Annotated in this window: 13 protein-coding genes and 1 pseudogene; 9 read left to right on the top strand and 5 right to left on the bottom strand. The window is 70.8% G+C overall.

Annotated elements, in window-relative coordinates:
- Nucleotides 1–29 precede the first annotated feature (29 nt).
- The 3 genes from rsmB to def form a co-directional block, all read right to left on the bottom strand.
- Entirely contained in the window at nt 30–1,337 is a 1,308-nt protein-coding gene (rsmB, locus tag H0E82_RS06120; RefSeq protein WP_180544560.1) for a 16S rRNA (cytosine(967)-C(5))-methyltransferase RsmB, read from the bottom strand.
- Between the two features lies 1 nt (nt 1,338).
- Nucleotides 1,339–2,268: a methionyl-tRNA formyltransferase gene (gene fmt / locus H0E82_RS06115; RefSeq protein ID WP_180544559.1), complete on the bottom strand. Its 930-nt coding sequence runs from the start codon at nt 2,266–2,268 to the stop codon at nt 1,339–1,341.
- A 123-nt stretch (nt 2,269–2,391) separates the two neighbouring features.
- Nucleotides 2,392–2,907, bottom strand: a complete 516-nt coding sequence (gene def, locus H0E82_RS06110) for a peptide deformylase (RefSeq protein ID WP_180544558.1) — start codon at nt 2,905–2,907, stop codon at nt 2,392–2,394.
- 135 nt (nt 2,908–3,042) lie between these two features.
- Here def and H0E82_RS06105 point away from each other — a divergent pair, with 135 nt between their 5' ends.
- The 7 genes from H0E82_RS06105 (at nt 3,043) to tsaC (ending at nt 11,133) form a co-directional block, all read left to right on the top strand.
- Entirely contained in the window at nt 3,043–4,194 is a 1,152-nt protein-coding gene (locus H0E82_RS06105; RefSeq protein WP_180544557.1) for a LysM peptidoglycan-binding domain-containing protein, read from the top strand.
- Nucleotides 4,195–4,337: 143 nt separating this feature from the next.
- A complete protein-coding gene (gene dprA, locus H0E82_RS06100) occupies nt 4,338–5,483 on the top strand; it encodes a DNA-processing protein DprA (RefSeq protein WP_180544556.1) in 1,146 nt (381 codons plus the stop codon).
- A 32-nt stretch (nt 5,484–5,515) separates the two neighbouring features.
- Nucleotides 5,516–5,989: a DUF494 family protein gene (locus H0E82_RS06095; RefSeq protein WP_180544555.1), complete on the top strand. Its 474-nt coding sequence runs from the start codon at nt 5,516–5,518 to the stop codon at nt 5,987–5,989.
- A 155-nt stretch (nt 5,990–6,144) separates the two neighbouring features.
- Nucleotides 6,145–6,840 (top strand): GYF domain-containing protein, encoded by a 696-nt coding sequence (locus H0E82_RS06090; RefSeq protein ID WP_180544554.1) that lies wholly within the window; start codon nt 6,145–6,147, stop codon nt 6,838–6,840.
- Between the two features lie 47 nt (nt 6,841–6,887).
- Nucleotides 6,888–7,856: an RDD family protein gene (locus H0E82_RS06085; RefSeq protein WP_180544553.1), complete on the top strand. Its 969-nt coding sequence runs from the start codon at nt 6,888–6,890 to the stop codon at nt 7,854–7,856.
- A gap of 151 nt (nt 7,857–8,007) precedes the next feature.
- Nucleotides 8,008–10,551: a DNA topoisomerase I gene (locus H0E82_RS06080; protein ID WP_180544552.1), complete on the top strand. Its 2,544-nt coding sequence runs from the start codon at nt 8,008–8,010 to the stop codon at nt 10,549–10,551.
- A gap of 15 nt (nt 10,552–10,566) precedes the next feature.
- Nucleotides 10,567–11,133: an L-threonylcarbamoyladenylate synthase type 1 TsaC gene (gene tsaC / locus H0E82_RS06075; protein ID WP_180544551.1), complete on the top strand. Its 567-nt coding sequence runs from the start codon at nt 10,567–10,569 to the stop codon at nt 11,131–11,133.
- 317 nt (nt 11,134–11,450) lie between these two features.
- On the opposite strand, the gene H0E82_RS06070 is transcribed toward tsaC, so the two are convergent.
- Both H0E82_RS06070 and H0E82_RS17050 read right to left on the bottom strand, forming a co-directional pair.
- Nucleotides 11,451–12,239 (bottom strand): NAD(P)/FAD-dependent oxidoreductase, encoded by a 789-nt coding sequence (locus H0E82_RS06070; protein ID WP_268889906.1) that lies wholly within the window; start codon nt 12,237–12,239, stop codon nt 11,451–11,453.
- Nucleotides 12,229–12,408 (bottom strand): annotated as a pseudogene (locus H0E82_RS17050) (NAD(P)-binding protein); the annotation flags it as partial. The pseudogene H0E82_RS17050 and the gene H0E82_RS06070, both read right to left, overlap by 11 nt.
- Before the next feature lie 329 nt (nt 12,409–12,737).
- On the opposite strand from H0E82_RS17050, the gene gltB reads away from it, so the two are divergent.
- Both gltB and H0E82_RS06060 read left to right on the top strand, forming a co-directional pair.
- Complete coding sequence (gltB, locus tag H0E82_RS06065) at nt 12,738–17,195, top strand: glutamate synthase large subunit (protein ID WP_180544799.1); 4,458 nt, start codon at nt 12,738–12,740, stop codon at nt 17,193–17,195.
- A gap of 183 nt (nt 17,196–17,378) precedes the next feature.
- Nucleotides 17,379–18,863 carry an FAD-dependent oxidoreductase gene (locus H0E82_RS06060; RefSeq protein ID WP_180544550.1) on the top strand — a complete coding sequence of 495 codons (1,485 nt, stop codon included), beginning with the start codon at nt 17,379–17,381 and terminating at the stop codon, nt 18,861–18,863.
- Nucleotides 18,864–18,906: the final 43 nt, after the last annotated feature.

Here is an 18,906-nt window from a genome sequence, read left to right as displayed (position 1 = left end):
ACCGGGCGCATGTCGCGACTCGGCGCAGCTCAGGCGGCGCGCACGAGCCGCGCGTAGAAGAACCCGTCCATCGCATCGTCGCCCGGCAGCCGCTGGTGACCGGTGCCGGTGTCGCGACCGAACCGGGCATCCAGCGGCGCGAGCGCGAATTCGGGGTGCCGCGCGAGAAAATCGGCGACCTGCGCGCTGTTCTCCCGGCGCAGGATCGAACAGGTGGCATAGAGCAGCGTTCCGCCGGGTGCGACCACCCCGGCGAGCGTGTCCAGCAGACGCGCCTGCAGGGCGACGAGCGCATCGATGTCGCGCTCGCGGCGGTGCAGCAGCACGTCGGGCTGACGCCGCACGATCCCGGTCGCCGAGCACGGCGCGTCGACGAGAACCGCGTCGAACGGCACGCCGTCCCACCAGCGCCCGAGGTCCAGCGCATCCACTGCGCGCACGCTGGCGCGTTCGCCGATGCCGAGCCGGGCGAAGGTCTCGGTGATGCGCGCCACGCGCGCCGGCGCGATCTCGAGCGCGACCAGGCGCAGGGCGGGATCGCGTTCGAGCAGGTGTGCACTCTTGCCGCCCGGCGCCGCGCAGGCATCCAGCACCCGCCCCCCCGAGGGTGGCGCGAGCGCATCGGCCACCAGTTGCGCCGCGCCGTCCTGGATCGAGACATCGCCTTCGGCGAACCCGGGCAAGGCATCCACCGGTACCGGGATCGGCACGCACAGACCGTCGGGCGCGGACGCGGAACTCGCGGCTTCGATGCCGGCATCGGCGAGCCGTCGGGCGAAGGCGGCACGCGTGAGGCGCCGGCCGTTCACACGCAGCCACTGCGGCGCCATGCGCTCGCTGGCAAGGGTGATCGCGTCGACCGCATCGGGCCAGTCGGTGCGCAGCTCCGCGAGCAGCCACGCCGGCCAGACGTCCTCGGGCGTCGCCGCGGGCAGGCCGTCGCGCTGCGCGCGGCGCAACAAGGCGTTGACCAGACCGGCCTGATGGCTGCGTCCGAGCCCGCGGGCGGCGTCCACGGTGGCCGACAGTGCGGCATGCGCGGGTAGACCGAGCGGATCGAGCTGGGCGAACCCCGCATACAGCAGCGCGCGGAGCGATGCGTCGCGCTGGCCAAGCGGCCTCGGCATCCACGACGCCAGCGCACGGTCGTAGCGCGCGCGCCCGCGCAGCGCCGAAAAGCAGATCGCCTCGAGCAGTGCGCGGTCGCGCGCATCCGCAAGCTGCGGCAGCGTGCTCGCCAGACTCGCCTTCAGCGAGACCCCGCGGTGCAGCACCGCGTCGAGCACCTCGGCCGCATGCACGCGCACGCCGGCGCCGGGTACGGCTGCGCCGGCCATGTCAGCCCGACGCCGCGCCGCGCAGGTCGCGCCGCGCATTGAGATAGTCGGCGGCCGCGATCACCTTGCCACCCGCGCGTTGCACCCGCAGCAGGCGCAGCGCGCCGTCTCCGCAGGCGATGTCGATGCCCTGGGGACCGGCGAACACGACGGTGCCCGGCGCGGCGCCATGGGCGAGCGGCAGGGCCTGTGCGGCATGGATCCGCAGGCGCTCGCCGGCCACCTCGGCCTCGGCCACCGGCCACGGGTCGAACGCGCGCACGGTATCGGCCAGGGCGCGCGCCGGGCCGGCCCAGTCGAGCCGTGCCTCGGCCTTGTCCAGCTTGTGCGCATAGGTCACGCCTTCGTGGGGCTGCGGCTGCGCCACCGGCCGGATGCCGGCACGCAACAGGCCCAGGCCGTCGGCCAGCACCTGCGCGCCGAGCGCGGCCAGCCGGTCGTGCAGACGGCCACCGGTGTCGTCGGATTCGATCGGAAGCGTCTGACGCAGCAGCACCGGCCCGGTGTCGAGGCCTTTTTCCATCTGCATCAGGCACACGCCCGTTTCGCTGTCGCCGGCCTGGATCGCGCGCTGGATGGGGGCCGCGCCGCGCCAGCGCGGCAGCAGCGAGGCGTGTACGTTCCAGCAGCCGAAGCGCGGGATGTCGAGGACCGCCTGGGGCAGCAGCAGGCCATAGGCCACCACGATCATCAGGTCGGGCTCCAGCGCGCGCAGCGCATCGAGCACCTCCCGCCCCTTCAGCCGGGCCGGCTGTCGTACTGCGATGCCCCGCGTCAGCGCCGCCTGCTTGACCGGCGACGGCGTCAGCATGCGTCCACGGCCCGCGGGGCGATCGGGCTGGGTGTACACCGCGACGACCTCGCTGGCGACGTCGGCAGCCAGCAGCGACGGCACGGCGAACTCGGGCGTGCCGGCAAAGACGAGTCTCATCCGTGGCGCGCCCCGCGATCGGCGGAGCCCGGCACGCCGGCGGCGGGCACGCCGCAGGGCCGCGTCGACCGCGGATCCGCGGCGCCCGGCCCCTCCCGTCCCACCGTCACGACCTCGGCCCCACTAGTCACGGCCCTTGCGCAGCTTCTCGAGCTTCTTGATCGCGCGATCGCGCTTGAGCGGCGAGAGATAGTCGATGAAGAGTTTGCCGTCGAGATGGTCCAGCTCGTGCTGCACGCAGGTGGCGAGCAGCCCGTCCACGGTCAGCGAGAAGGGCTTGCCCTCGCGGTCGAAGGCGTCGACCACGATGCCGTCGGCGCGGGTCACGTCGGCGAACACGCCGGGAATCGACAGGCAGCCCTCGGTGTGCACGCGCAGGTCCGCCGAGCGGTCGCGGATCACCGGGTTGACGAACACCAGCGGCTGGTCGCGCGTCTCGGTGACGTCGACCACCATGAAGCGTTCGAACACGTCGACCTGGGTGGACGCCAGGCCGATGCCGGGCGCTTCGTACATGGTCTGGAACATGTCGTCGAGCAGACGCTGGAACGCGGGGTCGGCGAAGCGCTGGTCGGTGACCGGAGCGGCGGTCTTGCGCAGCCCGGCATTGGGATATTCGAGGATCGGGAGCAGGGCCATGGTGTCGAACAGCGAAGGCGGTCACAGCCGCGGAGAGGAGCGCGGCATTGTAACGTGCAGTGCACTTGCGTCCGCGCGAGGGTTTCAGGCTATATTGCGCCGCTGCAAGGGGAAAACTTCAAGGGGAGCAACAGGATGGCCGGCAGGCTTCAGCGCCTTTCAAGGTCGCTTCGCACGGTTTGCGCCGTCGCGCTGCTGACCGTCACAACGTACGCGGCCGCGCAGCAGATGCGCGGCGATCATCCCGAGACCTATGTCGTGGTCCGCGGGGACACGCTGTGGGGGATCGCCGGACGGTTCCTCGACCGGCCCTGGCTCTGGCCGGAAATCTGGCAGGCCAATCCGCAGATCGCCAATCCGCACCTGATCTATCCGGGCGACGTGATCAGCCTGGCCTACCTCAACCGGGTGACGGCACAGCCGGGCCCGCGCGCCGAGGCGCCGATCAATGCCATCGCGTTGTCGGACATCGAGCCGTTCCTGAAGAACCGCAGCATCGTGTTCGATTTCGAACAGTTGCCCTACGTGGTCGCTGCCGAGGATTCCCGCCTGCGCGGCAGCGCCGAGCGCGCGATCTACGTCGCCGGTCTGGCCGGCGCGCAGCCGGGCCAGCGCTATGCGATCCAGCGTGCGGCAACCGAGTTCTACGGTGCGCGGCGCTCGCGCGATCTCGATTTCCGCGGCAAGCGCATTGCCGGCGAGAGCGATCTGTGGCGGCAGGTACTGCCCCGCCTGCGTGGCCAGGACGCGTTCCTCGGTTACGAGATGGTCCAGATGGGCGTGGCCACCGTGGTCCGTGGCCCGACCACCGACAGCGAGATGGCGACGCTCACGGTCGACAACAACGGCTTCGAAGCCCGTCCCGGCGACCGCCTCGTGCCGGTGAATCCGCAGCCCTACGACCTGCAGTTCTTCCCGCATCCGCCCGTGGCCGACGCACTGGCCGCCGATCCCCAGGTGCTCGGCGTGGCCGACATGCTGCTCACCGGTGGACCGCGCGACGTGATCGCGATCTCCGCCGGTCGCGCATCGGGTGTCGACAACGGCACGGTGTTCTCGATCTGGCGCGAAGGCCCGAATGTCGTCGATCGCGTGCGCTATCCGAACTCCTCGCAGATGACCGAGGCACCGAACGCCGGCAGCCGCCGCGACCGTATGCCCGACGAGTACGCCGCCCATGCGATGGTGTTCCGCACCTTCGACCATGTGAGCTATGCGCTGGTGATGGAAGGGACCAAGCCGGTGCAGACCGGTTACCGCCTCAAGCACCCCGACGCGCCTTACTGATCCGCAGGATGCGATGTGGTCCCGACACGGCGCCTCCGGGCGCCGTGTCCGTTTCCGGCACCCTGGACTCCGCTGCAATCTCCTACGGCGCGCCCGGCGCGTGACCGACTGCCGGACAGCGGCACCTCGCCTAGGGTCGCGTCATGGCGACCCACTCCGACCGTCGACTCGATGCCCTGCTCCGCCTCGTCCATGCCGGCGGCGGCACCGCGGCGCGGCGCCTGCTCCTGGAGCGGGCCGGCGACCCGCTGGCCGCACTGGCCGGCGGCCCCGCGACCTGGCGCGCATGCGGCCTCGACGCCGCGCAATGCGACGTCCTGCAGGCACCGCCCGCCGCGCTGGCGCGTTCGCGTCGCTGGCTCGACGAGGGTCCACGGCGGCATCTGCTCGGATGGCACGATCCGGACTATCCCGCCCTGCTGCGGCGGGCACCGAGCCCGCCGCTGGCCCTGTTCGTGGACGGGGATCCGACGGCGTTGTGGCACCCGGCGATCGCTGTGGTCGGCAGCCGCGCGCCGACCGCCGGTGGGCGCGATACCGCAGCCGCGTTCGCGCGGAGCTTCGTCGCGGCCGGGCTGGCCGTCGTCAGCGGCCTGGCCAGCGGCATCGACGCGGCCGCCCATGCCGCCGCGCTGGACGCCGGGGGCCTGACGGTGGCGATCCTCGGCAGCGGCATCGACCAGCCGTATCCACGCAGCAACACCGCCCTGCATGCGCGCATCGCGGCCGGGGGCGCGGTCGCCAGCGAATACCCGCCCGGCACCCCGGCCCGCCGCGAGCAGTTCCCGAGCCGTAACCGGATCGTCGCCGGCCTCGCGCTCGGCACCCTGGTCGTGGAGGCGGCACACCGCTCGGGGGCGTTGATCACCGCGCGGCTCGCCGGCGATGCCGGGCGCGAGGTGTTCGCGATCCCCGGTTCCATCCACAACCCGATGGCGCGCGGCTGCCACCGCCTGCTCCGGGACGGCGCCCAGCTGGTGGAATCACCGGACGAGGTGATCGCCACGCTGGCACCGTTGGCCGGCGCGCTGGCCGACGACTTGCGCATGCGGCTGCCCGCCCCCACCCAGGGGGAGGCGACGACGCCTCCGCCCCCTTCCTGCCCCTCCGCACCGGCCGACCCGGACTACAACCGGTTGTGGGCCGCACTCGGTTTCGACCCAAGCGGTATGGATGAACTGGTGGCCCGCAGCGGATTGACGGTGGCCCGCCTGTCGGCCATGCTGCTGGTCATGGAGCTGGATGGACGTGTCGAAGCCGCACACGGTCGGTATTCCCGAAAGTCCTGACACACCGCGCCCGAGGGCGCAGGCCGGGGGAAATGAAAGAAAGCATCCTGGATGTCCTGCTCTACCTGTTCGAACACTATTTCACCGAGGACGCCGATCTCGCGCGCGATCGGGACACCCTCCAGAGCGGTCTGCTCCAGGCCGGTTTCAGCCCCGCGGAAGTCAGCAAGGCCTTCGACTGGCTCGATGCCCTGGCCGATCAGCGCCCCGCCCTGCCTGCGGTCCGGGCGAACGGGCCGACCCGCATCTATGCCGGGCCCGAACTCGACCGGCTCGACGTCGAGTGCCGCGGCTTCCTGCTGTTCCTCGAGCAGCACGGCGTCCTGGATTCGGACCAGCGCGAGCTCGTCCTGGACCGGGCGATGGCGCTCGACCAGGACGAGCTGGATCTCGACGACCTCAAGTGGGTCGTGCTGATGGTCCTCTTCAACCAGCCGGGCAGCGAAGCCGCGTATGCATGGATGGAGACGCAGATGTTCGCCGACGAGCCCGAACCCGTGCACTGAGCGGCGGGGCTCGGCAACGGAGGCGCCGGAAGGCGCCTTTTTGTTGTCCGTCGTGCGCCCCTGCGCATGTGAACAGGTAGCATGAACGGCGGGGACTCCCGGCCGGGGATGGATCGCGCGATGCGGCCGGGGCAACGGGACCGGACGGAGATCCGATGACACAGTCGTGGTACTACGCCGCCGGCACGACCCGGCAGGGTCCACTGCAGGCCGATGATCTGCTGCGCCTGTACCAGGGCGGCCGGATCCGGGGCGAAACGCCCGTCTGGCACGAGGGCCTGCCGGACTGGGTGCCGCTGGCATCGGTCGCTGCCTCAGTCGGCCTGCCGCCACTGCCGCCCCCGCTTCCGGCCTCGGCTTCGGCCATGGCGGTACCTCCAACCCGACGCGGCCTGCACTGGATCTGGATCGTCGTGCTCGTCGTTGCGGCCTGCGCGGTCCCGCTGATCGCGTTGCTGGCGGCGATCGCGCTGCCCGCCTACAACGATTACGTCGTCCGCTCCCGCATCGCCGAGGTCGCACTGGCCGCCGCGCCGCTCCGCCAGCACGCGGAGATCCAGCGCGCCCGCGACGGCACCTGCCCGATCGTGCCGGCGCCCGGTGCCGGCGTGGGGGCCGGAGCATCCGACGGGTCGATCGCCGCGCTTGCCGGCCACCGCCATGTACAGGCGCTCCGCGCCGTTGAGACCGGTCCCGACCGGCACTGCGAAATCACGGTGCAGCTCCGGGGGGTCGGTCATTCCGCTGTGGACGGACACCGCCTCAGCTGGTCGTTCGATCCCGATGCCCGGGCATGGCGCTGCGGCGGCGATCTCCGCCGTGCCCACCTGCCGGCCGCATGCCGGTACTGACCGGCGTATCCGCTTCACACCCATGCCAATCGACAGGACGTTCCACGATGACCCACTGGTATTACGCCGACGCCTCGAACGCCCGTCAGGGACCACTCGCCGCCACGGAGCTGCTGGGCCTGCGGCAGGCCGGACGGATCGGCGACGAAACCCTCGTCTGGCGCGACGGTCTCGACCAGTGGCAACCGCTGCGCACGCTCGCGCATGAACTGGACACCGCCGGGGCACCGGCTCCGCCGCCCGACGCCTGGACACTCGAGCCGGTCGCGCCGTCCGGGCCCGAGCCGGTGGAGGACGCCGCTGGCCCCGATGCATGGCGCCCACTGACCGAACGCGACGGTGCCGCAATCCCCGAGGCCTGGGCGCAGACGGCCTCGCCCTACGCTGCGCCGACAGCGCCCGTGGACCGCGCCGACGCCGTGGTCCAGGGCGGCGAGATCGTCTACGCGGGCTTCCTGAAGCGGGTCGCGGCCTCGATCATCGACAGCCTGATCGTCGGCGTCGCCGGCCTGATCGTGAACGGCCTCCTCGGCGCCGTGCTGGTCGGCCTCCTCGGCGCCAGCGGGATGCTGGATGCGACGTGGTTCGTCGTTCTGCAGGTCGTGTTCCAGCTGCTCGCGATCGCGATCGCGGCGACGTACTACGCCTGGTTCCACGCATCGTCCTCGATGGCCACCCCCGGCAAGATGGCGATCGGTATCAAGGTCGTCCGCAGCGACGGCGCGCGGATCAGCCTGGCCCGCGCCGTCGGCCGCTATTTCGCCACCATCCTCAGCGGCCTTCCCCTCGGCATCGGCTTCCTGATGGCGGCCTTCACGGCGCGCAAGCAGACCCTCCACGACATGGTCTGCGACACCCTCGTGGTCGACACCTGGGCGTTCACCGAACATCCGGAGCGCCAGCGCCGCGAGCTGGGCACCATCACCCTCGTGATGCTGGTGATCTTCGGCGTGCTGGCGACGCTCACCGTGGTGTTTTTCACGATCGCGATCCTCGCCGCCTTGTTCGCGGGCTGAACCGCGGGGGCGGGTCGTGCTTGACAGGGCGCCCCGTGCGTGATTCCACTATAAAAGCAACCGACCGCCCGGGGCCTGTCCCCGGGCGTCGTCATCTTCACCGTTCACTATCGGGCGCGCCGATTCCGGCCGCCCCGGGACAGCGTCCGTCATGGCCAAGAACCTCCTCATCGTCGAGTCGCCCGCCAAGGCCAAGACGATCAACAAGTACCTCGGCAAGGATTTCCAGGTGCTGGCGTCCTACGGGCACGTGCGCGACCTGATTCCGAAGGAGGGCGCCGTGGACCCCGATGCGGGATTCGCGATGCGCTACGACCTGATCGAGAAGAACGAGAAGCACGTCGAGGCGATCGCCAAGGCGGCCAAGGCGGCGACCGGCATCTTCCTGGCGACCGACCCGGACCGCGAAGGGGAGGCGATCAGCTGGCACATCGCCGAAATCCTGAAGGAACGCGGCCTGCTCGAAGGGCGCGATCTGCAGCGTGTGGTGTTCACCGAGATCACGCCGCGGGCGATCAAGGAAGCGATGCAGAAGCCGCGCTCGATCGCCGGCGATCTGGTCGACGCCCAGCAGGCGCGCCGCGCGCTGGATTACCTGGTCGGCTTCAATCTCTCGCCGGTGCTGTGGCGCAAGGTGCAGCGCGGCCTGTCGGCCGGTCGCGTGCAGTCGCCGGCGCTGCGCATGATCGTCGAGCGCGAGGAGGAGATCGAAGCCTTCATCGCGCGCGAGTACTGGAGCATCGAGGCCGAGTGCGCGCACCCCTCGCAGTCGTTCACCGCGCGACTCAACAAGCTCGACGGGCAGAAGTTCGAACAGTTCACCGTCACCGACGGCGACACCGCCGAAGCGGCCCGCGCGCGCATCCAGGCCGCGGCGCAGGGCGCGCTGCACGTCACCGACGTCGGCGCCAAGGAGCGCAAGCGCCGCCCGGCCGCGCCGTTCACCACCTCGACGCTGCAGCAGGAGGCCTCGCGCAAGCTCGGCTTCACCACGCGCAAGACCATGCAGGTCGCGCAGAAGCTCTACGAGGGCGTGGCGATCGGTGACGAGGGCACGGTCGGCCTGATCACCTACATGCGTACCGACTCGGTGAGCCTGTCGCAGGACGCGCTGGGCGAGATCCGCGACGTGATCGCCCGCGACTACGGCACCGCCTCGCTGCCGGACAAGCCCAACGTCTACGCCACCAAGTCGAAGAACGCGCAGGAGGCCCACGAGGCCGTGCGTCCGACCTCGGCACTGCGCACGCCCACCCAGGTCGCGCGCCACCTCAGCGACGACGAGCGACGCCTGTACGAACTGATCTGGAAGCGCGCCGTCGCCTCGCAGATGATCCCGGCCACGCTCAACACCGTGTCGGTGGACCTGGCCGCGGGCAGCGAGCACAGCTTCCGCGCCAGCGGCACCACGGTCGTCGTGCCGGGGTTTCTGGCCGTCTACGAGGAAGGCAAGGACAGCAAGGCCAAGGAAGACGAGGACGAGGGCCGCAAGCTGCCGCAGATGAAGCCCGGCGACCGCGTGCCGCTGGACCGTATCCTCGCCGAACAGCACTTCACCCAGCCGCCGCCGCGCTTCACCGAAGCGGCCCTGGTGAAGACCCTCGAGGAATACGGCATCGGCCGTCCGTCGACCTACGCCTCGATCATCCAGACCCTGCAGTTCCGCAAGTACGTCGAGATGGAAGGCCGCAGCTTCCGCCCGAGCGATGTCGGCCGGGCGGTGTCCAAGTTCCTGTCCAGCCACTTCACCCGCTACGTCGACTACGACTTCACCGCCAAGCTCGAGGACGAGCTCGACGCGGTGAGTCGCGGCGAGGAGGACTGGATTCCGCTGATGGAGAAGTTCTGGGGGCCGTTCAAGGAGCTGGTGGCCGAGAAGAGCGAATCGGTCGACCGCACCGAGGCCACCGGCGCGCGTGAGCTCGGTACCGATCCCAAGACCGGTAAGCCGGTCAGCGTGCGCCTGGGCCGGTTCGGTCCGTACGCGGCGATCGGCAGCACCGCCGAGGACGCCGAGGACAAGCCCAAGTTCGCGTCGCTGCGGCCGGGCCAGAGCATGCACACGATCACGCTGGAGCAGGCACTCGAACTGTTCCTGATGCCGCGTGCGCTCGGTACCGACAAGGACGAGGACGTGAGCGTCGGCATCGGTCGCTTCGGGCCCTTCGCCAAGCGCGGCAGTGTCTACGCCTCGCTGAAGAAGGAGGATGACCCCTACACGATCGACCTGGCACGCGCGGTCTTCCTGATCGAGGAGAAGGAAGAGATCGCGCGCAACCGGATCATCAAGGAATTCGACGGCAGCGACATCCAGGTGCTCAACGGCCGCTTCGGCCCGTACATCAGCGACGGCAAGCTCAACGGCAAGATTCCCAAGGATCGCGAGCCGGCATCGCTGACCTTCGAGGAAGTGACCAGGCTGCTCGAGGACACCGGCAAGCCGGTGCGCAAGGGGTTCGGGAAGAAGGCGCCTGCCAAGAAGGTCGCCGCGAAGAAGGCACCCGCCGAGAAGAAGGCCGTAGCCAAGAAGACGCCAGCGAAGAAAGCCGCCAAGAAGACCGCGAAGAAGGCGGTCCGCAAGGCCGCGGCCAGGACCGTCGCTGCGCCCGAGCCGGAGAAGTCCCTGCTCACGCCAGCCAAGGTGGTGCCGGGCAAGAAGCGCGTGGTCAAGGCCACCGACGACGCGCCGTTCTGATCGCGGACGGGCCGTATGACCGGATCCGCACTCGATCCCACCGCGGCCGCTGCGCTGCTCGTGCGCGGCGGCGTGCTCGCCTATCCCACCGAGGGTGTGTGGGGTCTGGGCTGCGACCCGCGCAACGAGGCGGCCCTGATGCGCCTGTTGGCGATCAAGCGCCGGGAGGTCGACAAGGGCGTGATCCTGGTGGCTTCGCAGTCGGCGCAGCTCGATGCCTGGGTCGACTGGGCCGCGCTGTCCGCGGACCGGCGCGAAGCGGTGCAGGCCAGCTGGCCCGGACCCAACACCTGGGTGATGCCGGCCAGGGCCGATGTGCCGCGCTGGATCACCGGAGTCCATGCCGACATCGCCGTGCGCGTGAGCGCGCATCCGGTGGTACGCGCGCTGTGCGACGCATTCGGCGGCGCCCTGGTATCGACCAGCGCCAATACCGCAGGCGCGCCCGCGCCGGCGCACCGCGAGGCGCTCGAACCCGCTGTCGTGGCAGGTATTGACGGCATCAGCGCAGGCGAGACCGGCGGCCGGATCCAGCCGAGCACTATCCGCGATGCCCGCTCGGGACACGTCCTGCGCGGCTGACCGGCCGCCGTTGCCCGAATGCGGCAGGCGTCCGCCCGCGACGCGCGTCAGTCCGCAGTGCGACGCCACGAGTCCGACCGGCGCGCTGTTGCCGGCCGTCAGGAAAGCGCGCCGCGCGGCCCGGCGGAGACGACCCGGGCGGACGGCATGTGTCCGCGGCGTCCCCGAGCACGTCCCGGAAGGAGGCCCCCCGCCGCACGCGTTCCCGCAGCAGGCGCCGTGACCGATGCACGGCCGAACCACGCCCCGCGGCTCCCCCCAGGCCCCGCGGGCACGTCGTGGGCGGCTGATCGCGCTGCGCCGCAGTGTTGCCCGACTTATCCGGACGTCGCGCCCGCCCCGGCGAGGATCCGCTCCGCGAGCGCGTCGCCTGACTGCCACGCGCACTCCACCCGCGGCCCGAGCAGCCAGTCGCCACAGACGCCCAGCCGCGTGCGCGGATCCCACAGACAGCCATCGCCGGCGTTGCCCGCGCGCGCGTAGCGCCAGCGGTGCGCCTGCACGAGGACGGGCGTGGGCAGGTGCGATCCGAGCGCGTCGGCCAGCGCCCGCAGCAGGGCCCCGGCGACCACGTCCGATGCGTCCTCCAGGTGGGTGGTCGACCACTCCGGCGTGGCCTGCACCACCCATGTCTCGAGCGGGTCGCGTCCCGGCTTGCCGGCATTGCGGCAGGCCCAGCCGATGGCGCCTGCATCCCGCAGCACGTCGACGCCTGCTCCCGCGGGCGCCGGGAAGGCCAGCAGCGCCGTCCAACACGGTTGCGATGGCGCGGACGCCGCCCGCCCGGCGAACTCGCGCGCGTGCACGGCGAGCAACGCCTCGGCCTGTTCGGCCGGCACGGCGACCACCACCCCGTCGAACGTCGATGCATCCACGCCTTCACCGCGCAGGCGCCACCCCGAAGACGTCGGGTCGAACGCGTCGACCCGGGTGGACCAGGCCACCGGCAGCGCGGCGCTCATCGCCTGGACCGGTGCGTTCATTCCGGGCACACCGACCCACGCGTCGTCGCCCGCGGCCGGCCAGCGCGACGCGCCCCTCGGCCTCCCACGCGCGCACCGCGTGCAGGAAGCCCGGCGCCCGGGCTGTGAAGTACTGCGCGCCATGATCGAACGCGGCCATGCCGAGCGGCGTCTCCACGCGCCGCGTGGACATCCGACCGCCCGGGCCGCGGGCCTTGTCGAACAGCCGGACGTCGAACCCCGCCGCGCCGAGTCGCAGGCCACACCGGGCGCCGGCCATGCCGGCACCGATGATCGCGATCCGTCCACCCATGCCAGTCGCCTACGTGCAGCGCGGCATCGTCACCGCGCTGCAGGATAGCCGGACCCGCGGGCGTCGTCGGCCTGGCACAAGCCCGAAGCGGTCGGCACCATGCCCCCGCGATGCCGCGCGCAGTGCCTTCGACACGCGCCTCCGCACGCGGCCGCAGCCAGGCGCGCACCCGGTTGCAGATGCAACGGAAATGCGGGCCGGAGTGCGGTTGTCGCACTGCACAATCTATGGTCTAGTCGATGGCCCGGCGTGGACGCGGTGCCGAAACTCGGTCCTGCGCATCGCGTATCCGCGCGGCCCTGTAGTGACGACGGACAGCGATGACGACGATGCGCGGTGGTACGGCAGCGGGGCTCTACGACCCCGGGCAGGAACGAGATGCCTGCGGCTTCGGCCTGATCTCGACGATCGGTGGCGAAGCCTCGCGCACGATCGTCGACGGCGCGTTGCAGGCGTTGTCGCGCATGGCGCATCGGGGAGGGATTGCCGCCGACGGCCTCTCGGGCGACGGCTGCGGTGTGCTGCTGCACGCGGCCGATACCTTCATCGACACACTGGCCGCCGAAGCCGGATTCGAGTTCGGCAGCGCGCGGCGCGCGGCGGGCATGGTGTTCCTGCCCCACGACGCCGCAGCCGCGGCGCAGTGCCGCGCGGTCCTGGCGACGCGGCTGCGCGATGTCGGGGTGCATGTCGCCGGCTGGCGCGACGTGCCGACCGACGATGCGGCCCTGGGCGCGCTGGCGCGCGGCTCGATGCCGTGCATCGAGCAGGTCTTCGTCACCGCCGACGGCGACGACGGCCCGGCGTTCGAACGCGCGTTGTATCTGGCGCGGCGCCGCGCCGAGGTCGAACTGCGCACGCACGAGAACTTCTACGTCGTCGGCCTGACGCCCGGCCTGCTCGGCTACAAGGGTATGGTGCTGCCAAGTCACCTGACCCAGCTGTTTCCGGACCTCGCCCGCGACGATCTCGCGGCCAGGACCGTCGTATTCCACCAGCGGTTCTCGACCAACACGCTGCCGCGCTGGAAACTGGCGCATCCGTTCCGGCGCCTGGCCCACAACGGCGAGATCAACAGCATCGAAGGCAACCGGCGGTGGGCGCAGGCCCGACGCCGGGTGTGGGCCTCCCCGATCCTGGATATCGCCGAGTTCGACGAGACCGTGACCATGCACGGTTCCGATTCGCAGACCCTCGACAACATGCTCGAGTGGCTGCTGCTCGGCGGCATGGACCTGCTGCAGGCGATGCGCATCCTGATGCCGCCCGCCACGCAATCGCTGGAATACAAGGATGCCGATCTCGCGGCGTTCTACGAGTACTACGCGATCAACTCCGAGCCCTGGGACGGCCCGGCCGGCGTGGTGATGTGCGACGGCCGCCATGCCGCGTGCACGCTCGACCGCAACGGCCTGCGCCCGGCGCGCTGGACGCTGTCGCGTGACGGCGTGTTCGTCATCGCGTCCGAGGCCGGCATCTGGGACGTCGCGCCCGAGCGCGTCCAGGCCAAGGGCAAGCTGGGCCCGGGCGAGATGATCGCGATCGATCTGACCACCGGCACCCTGCTCGACAACAACGCGATCGACGCCGTCAACCGCGCGCGCGCGCCGTACAAGCAATGGCTCAAGCGCGGAATGAGCTACCTGCACACCGAGCTGATCGATCCCGCGCTCGCCGCCGAACCGTTCGCGCCCGACACCCTGCTCGCGTTCCAGAAGCTGTTCCAGCTCACCCGCGAGGAACAGGAATCGGTGCTGCGGCCGCTGGCCGAGACCGAGCAGGAAGGCATCGGCTCGATGGGCGACGACGTGCCGATGGCGGCGATCAGCCAACGCGTGCGCCCGCTGTACGACTGCTTCCGCCAGGCCTTCGCCCAGGTCACCAATCCGCCGATCGATCCGCTGCGCGAGGGCGCGGTCATGACCCTCGCCACGCAGATCGGACGCGAGGGCAACATCTTTCTCGACCATGCCGAGAACGTGCACCACATCCTGTTGAACTCGCCGGTGCTGTCGCAGCGCAAGCTGCGTCAGCTGCTGGCACTGCCACGCTTCGCCGACGCCAACCGGCTGCTGCACCTCTATTTCGATGCCGAGACCGAAACCCTCGAAGGCGCGCTGCACCGCCTGTGCGCCGAGGCCGAAGCCGCGACGCGCGCGGGCGTCGAGATCCTGCTGCTCAGCGACCGCTATCCCAGGCGCGGCACCGTGCCCGTGCACGCGCTGCTGGCGACCGGTGCGATCCATCTGCATCTGGTGCGCACCGGCCTGCGCTGCGACGTGAACCTGCTGATCGAAACCGGCACCGCGCGCGATCCGCACCACTTCGCGTGCCTGATCGGGTTCGGCGCGACGGCCGTTTACCCCTATCTCGCGTTCCAGACCCTGCATGCGCTCGGCCGCCGCGGCGTGCTGGCGACCAAGGTCGGCAACGAGCATCTGCAGCTCGGCCGCAGCTACCGCCGCGGCATCCGCAAGGGCCTGCTGAAGATCATGTCCAAGATGGGCATCGGCAGCATCGCCAGCTATCGCGGCGCGCAGCTGTTCGAGATCGTGGGTCTCGCGCCGGAAGTCGTCGACCTGTGTTTCGAAGCGACGCCGTCGCGCATCGGCGGTGCCGGCTTCGCGCGGCTCGAGGCCGATGCGCGCCATCTCGGCGAACAGGGCTGGGACGACACCGCCCTGCCCGAACCCGGCGGCCTGCTGCACTACGTGCACGGCGGCGAGTACCACCAGTTCAATCCGGACGTGGTGACCTCGCTGCAGCGCGCGGTGGTCAGCGGCACGCGTGAGGACTGGAAGCAGTACTCGGATTTCGTCGACACGCGCCCGCCTGCCGCGCTGCGTGATCTGTTGCGCCCCAGGGCCGCGACGCCGATCCCGCTCGACGAGGTCGAACCGGTGGCCTCGATCGTGCGCCGCTTCGACTCGGCGGCGATGAGTCTCGGCGCGCTGTCGCCCGAAGCGCACGAGGCGCTGGCGATCGCGATGAACCGTCTGGGCGGCCGCAGCAATTCCGGAGAAGGCGGCGAGGATCCCGAACGCTACGGGTCTGATCGGCGCAGCAAGATCAAGCAGATCGCGTCGGGTCGCTTCGGCGTGACGCCGGAGTACCTGATCAATGCCGAGGTGCTGCAGATCAAGATCGCCCAGGGCGCCAAGCCCGGCGAAGGCGGCCAGTTGCCCGGCAGCAAGGTCAATCCGCTGATCGCGCGCCTGCGCTACGCCAAGCCCGGCATCGGCCTGATCTCGCCGCCACCGCATCACGACATCTATTCGATCGAGGATCTGGCGCAGCTGATCTTCGACCTGCGCCAGGTCAATCCCGACGCGCTGATCTCGGTGAAGCTGGTCAGCCATGCCGGCGTCGGCACGATCGCCGCCGGCGTGGTCAAGGCCGGCGCGGATCTGATCACGATCTCCGGCCACGACGGCGGCACCGGTGCGAGTCCGCTGGGCTCGATCCGCTACGCCGGCGCGCCGTGGGAACTCGGCCTGTCGGAAGCGCGGCAGGCGCTGCAGTACAACGACATGCGCGGCCAGGTGCTGCTGCAGACCGACGGCGGCCTGAAGACCGGACTCGACGTCATCAAGGCCGCGATGCTCGGCGCCGATACCTTCGGCTTCGGCACCGCGCCGATGATCGCGCTGGGCTGCAAGTACCTGCGCATCTGCCATCTCAACAACTGCGCGACCGGCGTGGCCACCCAGGACGAGCGCCTGCGCGCGAACCACTACAAGGGTCTGCCCGAGCGCGTGGAGACGTTCTTCCGCAATGTCGCCGAGGACGTGCGCGAACACCTGGCCGCACTCGGTGTCCGTTCGCTGGGCGAGATCACCGGCCGCACCGACCTGCTCGAGCAGCACCTGCGCCACACCCGCGACGCGGTCGACATCGACCTGTCGATGCTGCTGCGTCGCGATCCGGACAAGCCGCTGTCGTACTGCGGCACGCCGGCGCTGCAGGCGCCGCCCGATGGCCTGGCCGCGGCACTGGAGGCGCGCGTGTCGAAGGCGATCGAGCGCGGCGACGGCGGCACGTTCGACTTCGACATCCGCAACACCGACCGCAGCATCGGCACGCGCCTGTCGGGCCTGATCGCGCGCCATCACGGCAATACCGCGATGGGCCATCGCCCGGTCACGCTGAACCTGCGCGGCACCGCCGGCCAGAGCCTCGGCGCGTTCAACGCCGGTGGCCTGCACATCGATCTCGAGGGCGACGCCAACGACTACGTCGGCAAGGGCATGGCCGGCGGCCGCATCGTGCTGAGGCCGCCGGCGGGCAGCGCGTTCGAATCGCGCGACACGCCGATCCTCGGCAACACCTGTCTGTACGGCGCGACGGGCGGCGAACTGTATGCCGCAGGCCGCGCGGGCGAACGCTTCGGCGTGCGCAACTCGGGCGCGGTCGCGGTCATCGAAGGCGCCGGCGATCACTGCTGCGAGTACATGACCGGCGGCGCGGTCGCCGTGCTCGGCCGCATCGGCCTGAACTTCGGTGCCGGCTTCACCGGCGGCATCGCCTACGTGCTCGATCTCGATCGCGATTTCGTCGACCGCTACAACCACGAACTGATCGACATCCTGCGCGTCACGCCCGAAGCCTTCGACAACTACCGCTCGCACCTGCGCGATCTGATCGAGACGCACGCCCGACTCACCGGGAGCGGATGGAGCACGCGGATCCTCGAGGATTTCCGTGATTTCGTCGGCAAGTTCTGGCTGGTGAAGCCCAAGGCCGCGAGCCTGGACGCGCTGGCCGAAGACCTGCGACGGGCCGCGTGATGAAGCGCCGGGAGCACGGGACGTGACCGGCGAGCCGGAGCCTCGGCTCATCGCGACCGACCCGATCCCCGCGTCCGCGCTGTCCGGTGGCTTGCGGCGAGCGGTCAGCCGCCGAACACCTGCAGTCCCGCTACACGAATCGCCCATCGCGAATCGCCTCGTCCCAATCACGAGCCACGGCCCATGACCAAGCGCGACGTCTTCCGCTTCCTCAACGAACCCCGCGAAATGCCGGACAAGGTGCCGTTGCCGCTGCGCACCGGGGGCGACTGGAACGAGCTGTACGGGCGCTTCGAGGACCGCGAGGCATCACGCCAGGCAGACCGGTGCCTGGACTGCGGCATTCCGTATTGCGAAGCGAAGTGCCCGGTGCACAACTACATTCCGAACTGGCTCAAGCTGGTGCAGGAAGGCCGCGTGCTCGAAGCCGCGGCACTGGTCCACGAAACCAACCCGCTGCCCGAGATGTGCGGACGCGTCTGTCCGCAGGACCGGCTGTGCGAAGGCGCGTGCACGCTCGACGACGGCTTCGGCGCGGTGACCATCGGTGCGGTCGAGAAGTACATCGTCGACACCGCGTTCGCCCGGGGCTGGCGCCCCGACCTGTCCAAGGTCGTGCCGACCGGCCACCGCGTCGCGGTGGTCGGCGCGGGCCCGGCGGGCCTGGCCTGCGCGGACCGGCTGGTACGCGCCGGCATCGCGGCCGTCGTGTTCGACCGTTACGAGCAGATCGGTGGCCTGCTGCAGTTCGGCATTCCGAGTTTCAAGCTCGACAAGTCGGTGATCGCGACCCGTCGCGCGGTGCTCGAAGGCATGGGCGTGGAGTTCCGCCTGGGTGTCGAGATCGGCCGCGACGTCGCGGCCGATGCGCTGCTGGCCGAGTTCGACGCCGTCTTCGCCGGGACGGGCGCGTACCGCTACACCGACGGCGGCCTGCCCGGGCAGGACCTGCCCGGCGTGCTGCCGGCGCTGCCGTTCCTGGTGCACAACGGTCGCATCGTCACCGGCGGCGACACCTGGGGCCGGCCGATCGCGGGCTGGGAGACCACGCTGGCCGTGCCCGCGCTGGCCGGCCGGCGCGTGGTCGTGCTCGGGGGCGGCGACACCGGCATGGATTGCGTGCGCTCGGCCGTGCGCCTCGGCGCGGCCAGCGTCACCTGCGCCTATCGCCGCGACGAGGCCAACATGCCCGGCTCCGCCCGCGAGGTGGCGAATGCGCGCGAGGAGGGCGTGCGCTTCCTGTTCAACCGCCAGCCGCTGGCCATCGAGGCAGGGGCCGGCGGCGCGGTCGCCGGCGTGCGCGTGGTCGAAACCCGGCTCGGCGCGCCCGATGCCAACGGGCGCCGCGCCGCGGTGCCGGTGGACGGCACCGAATCCCGGCTGGCGGCCGACGTGGTGATCATCGCCTTCGGCTTCTCCCCGGCAGTGCCCGACTGGCTCGGGGCCGCAGGAGTCGCAACGCAGGGCAACGGCCGCATCGAAGTCGGCGGGGAGCGACGACTGCCGTACCAGACCGCACACCCGAACATCTTCGCCGGTGGCGACGCGGTGCGGGGGGCCGACCTCGTGGTCACGGCCGTGCAGGAAGGCCGCGACGCCGCCGCGAGCATCGCGCGCATGCTGCGCCGCGGAGCGCAGCGCGCCCGATCGGCGCTCGACGCGGCCTGAGGGCGGCGCTGAACGCAACCGCATCGGGCGGCGCACCCGATTT

Source organism: Luteimonas deserti (genome assembly GCF_013425765.1).
Taxonomy (GTDB): Bacteria; Pseudomonadota; Gammaproteobacteria; order Xanthomonadales; family Xanthomonadaceae; genus Luteimonas; species Luteimonas deserti.
This window is presented reverse-complemented; position numbering and strand designations above follow the sequence as displayed.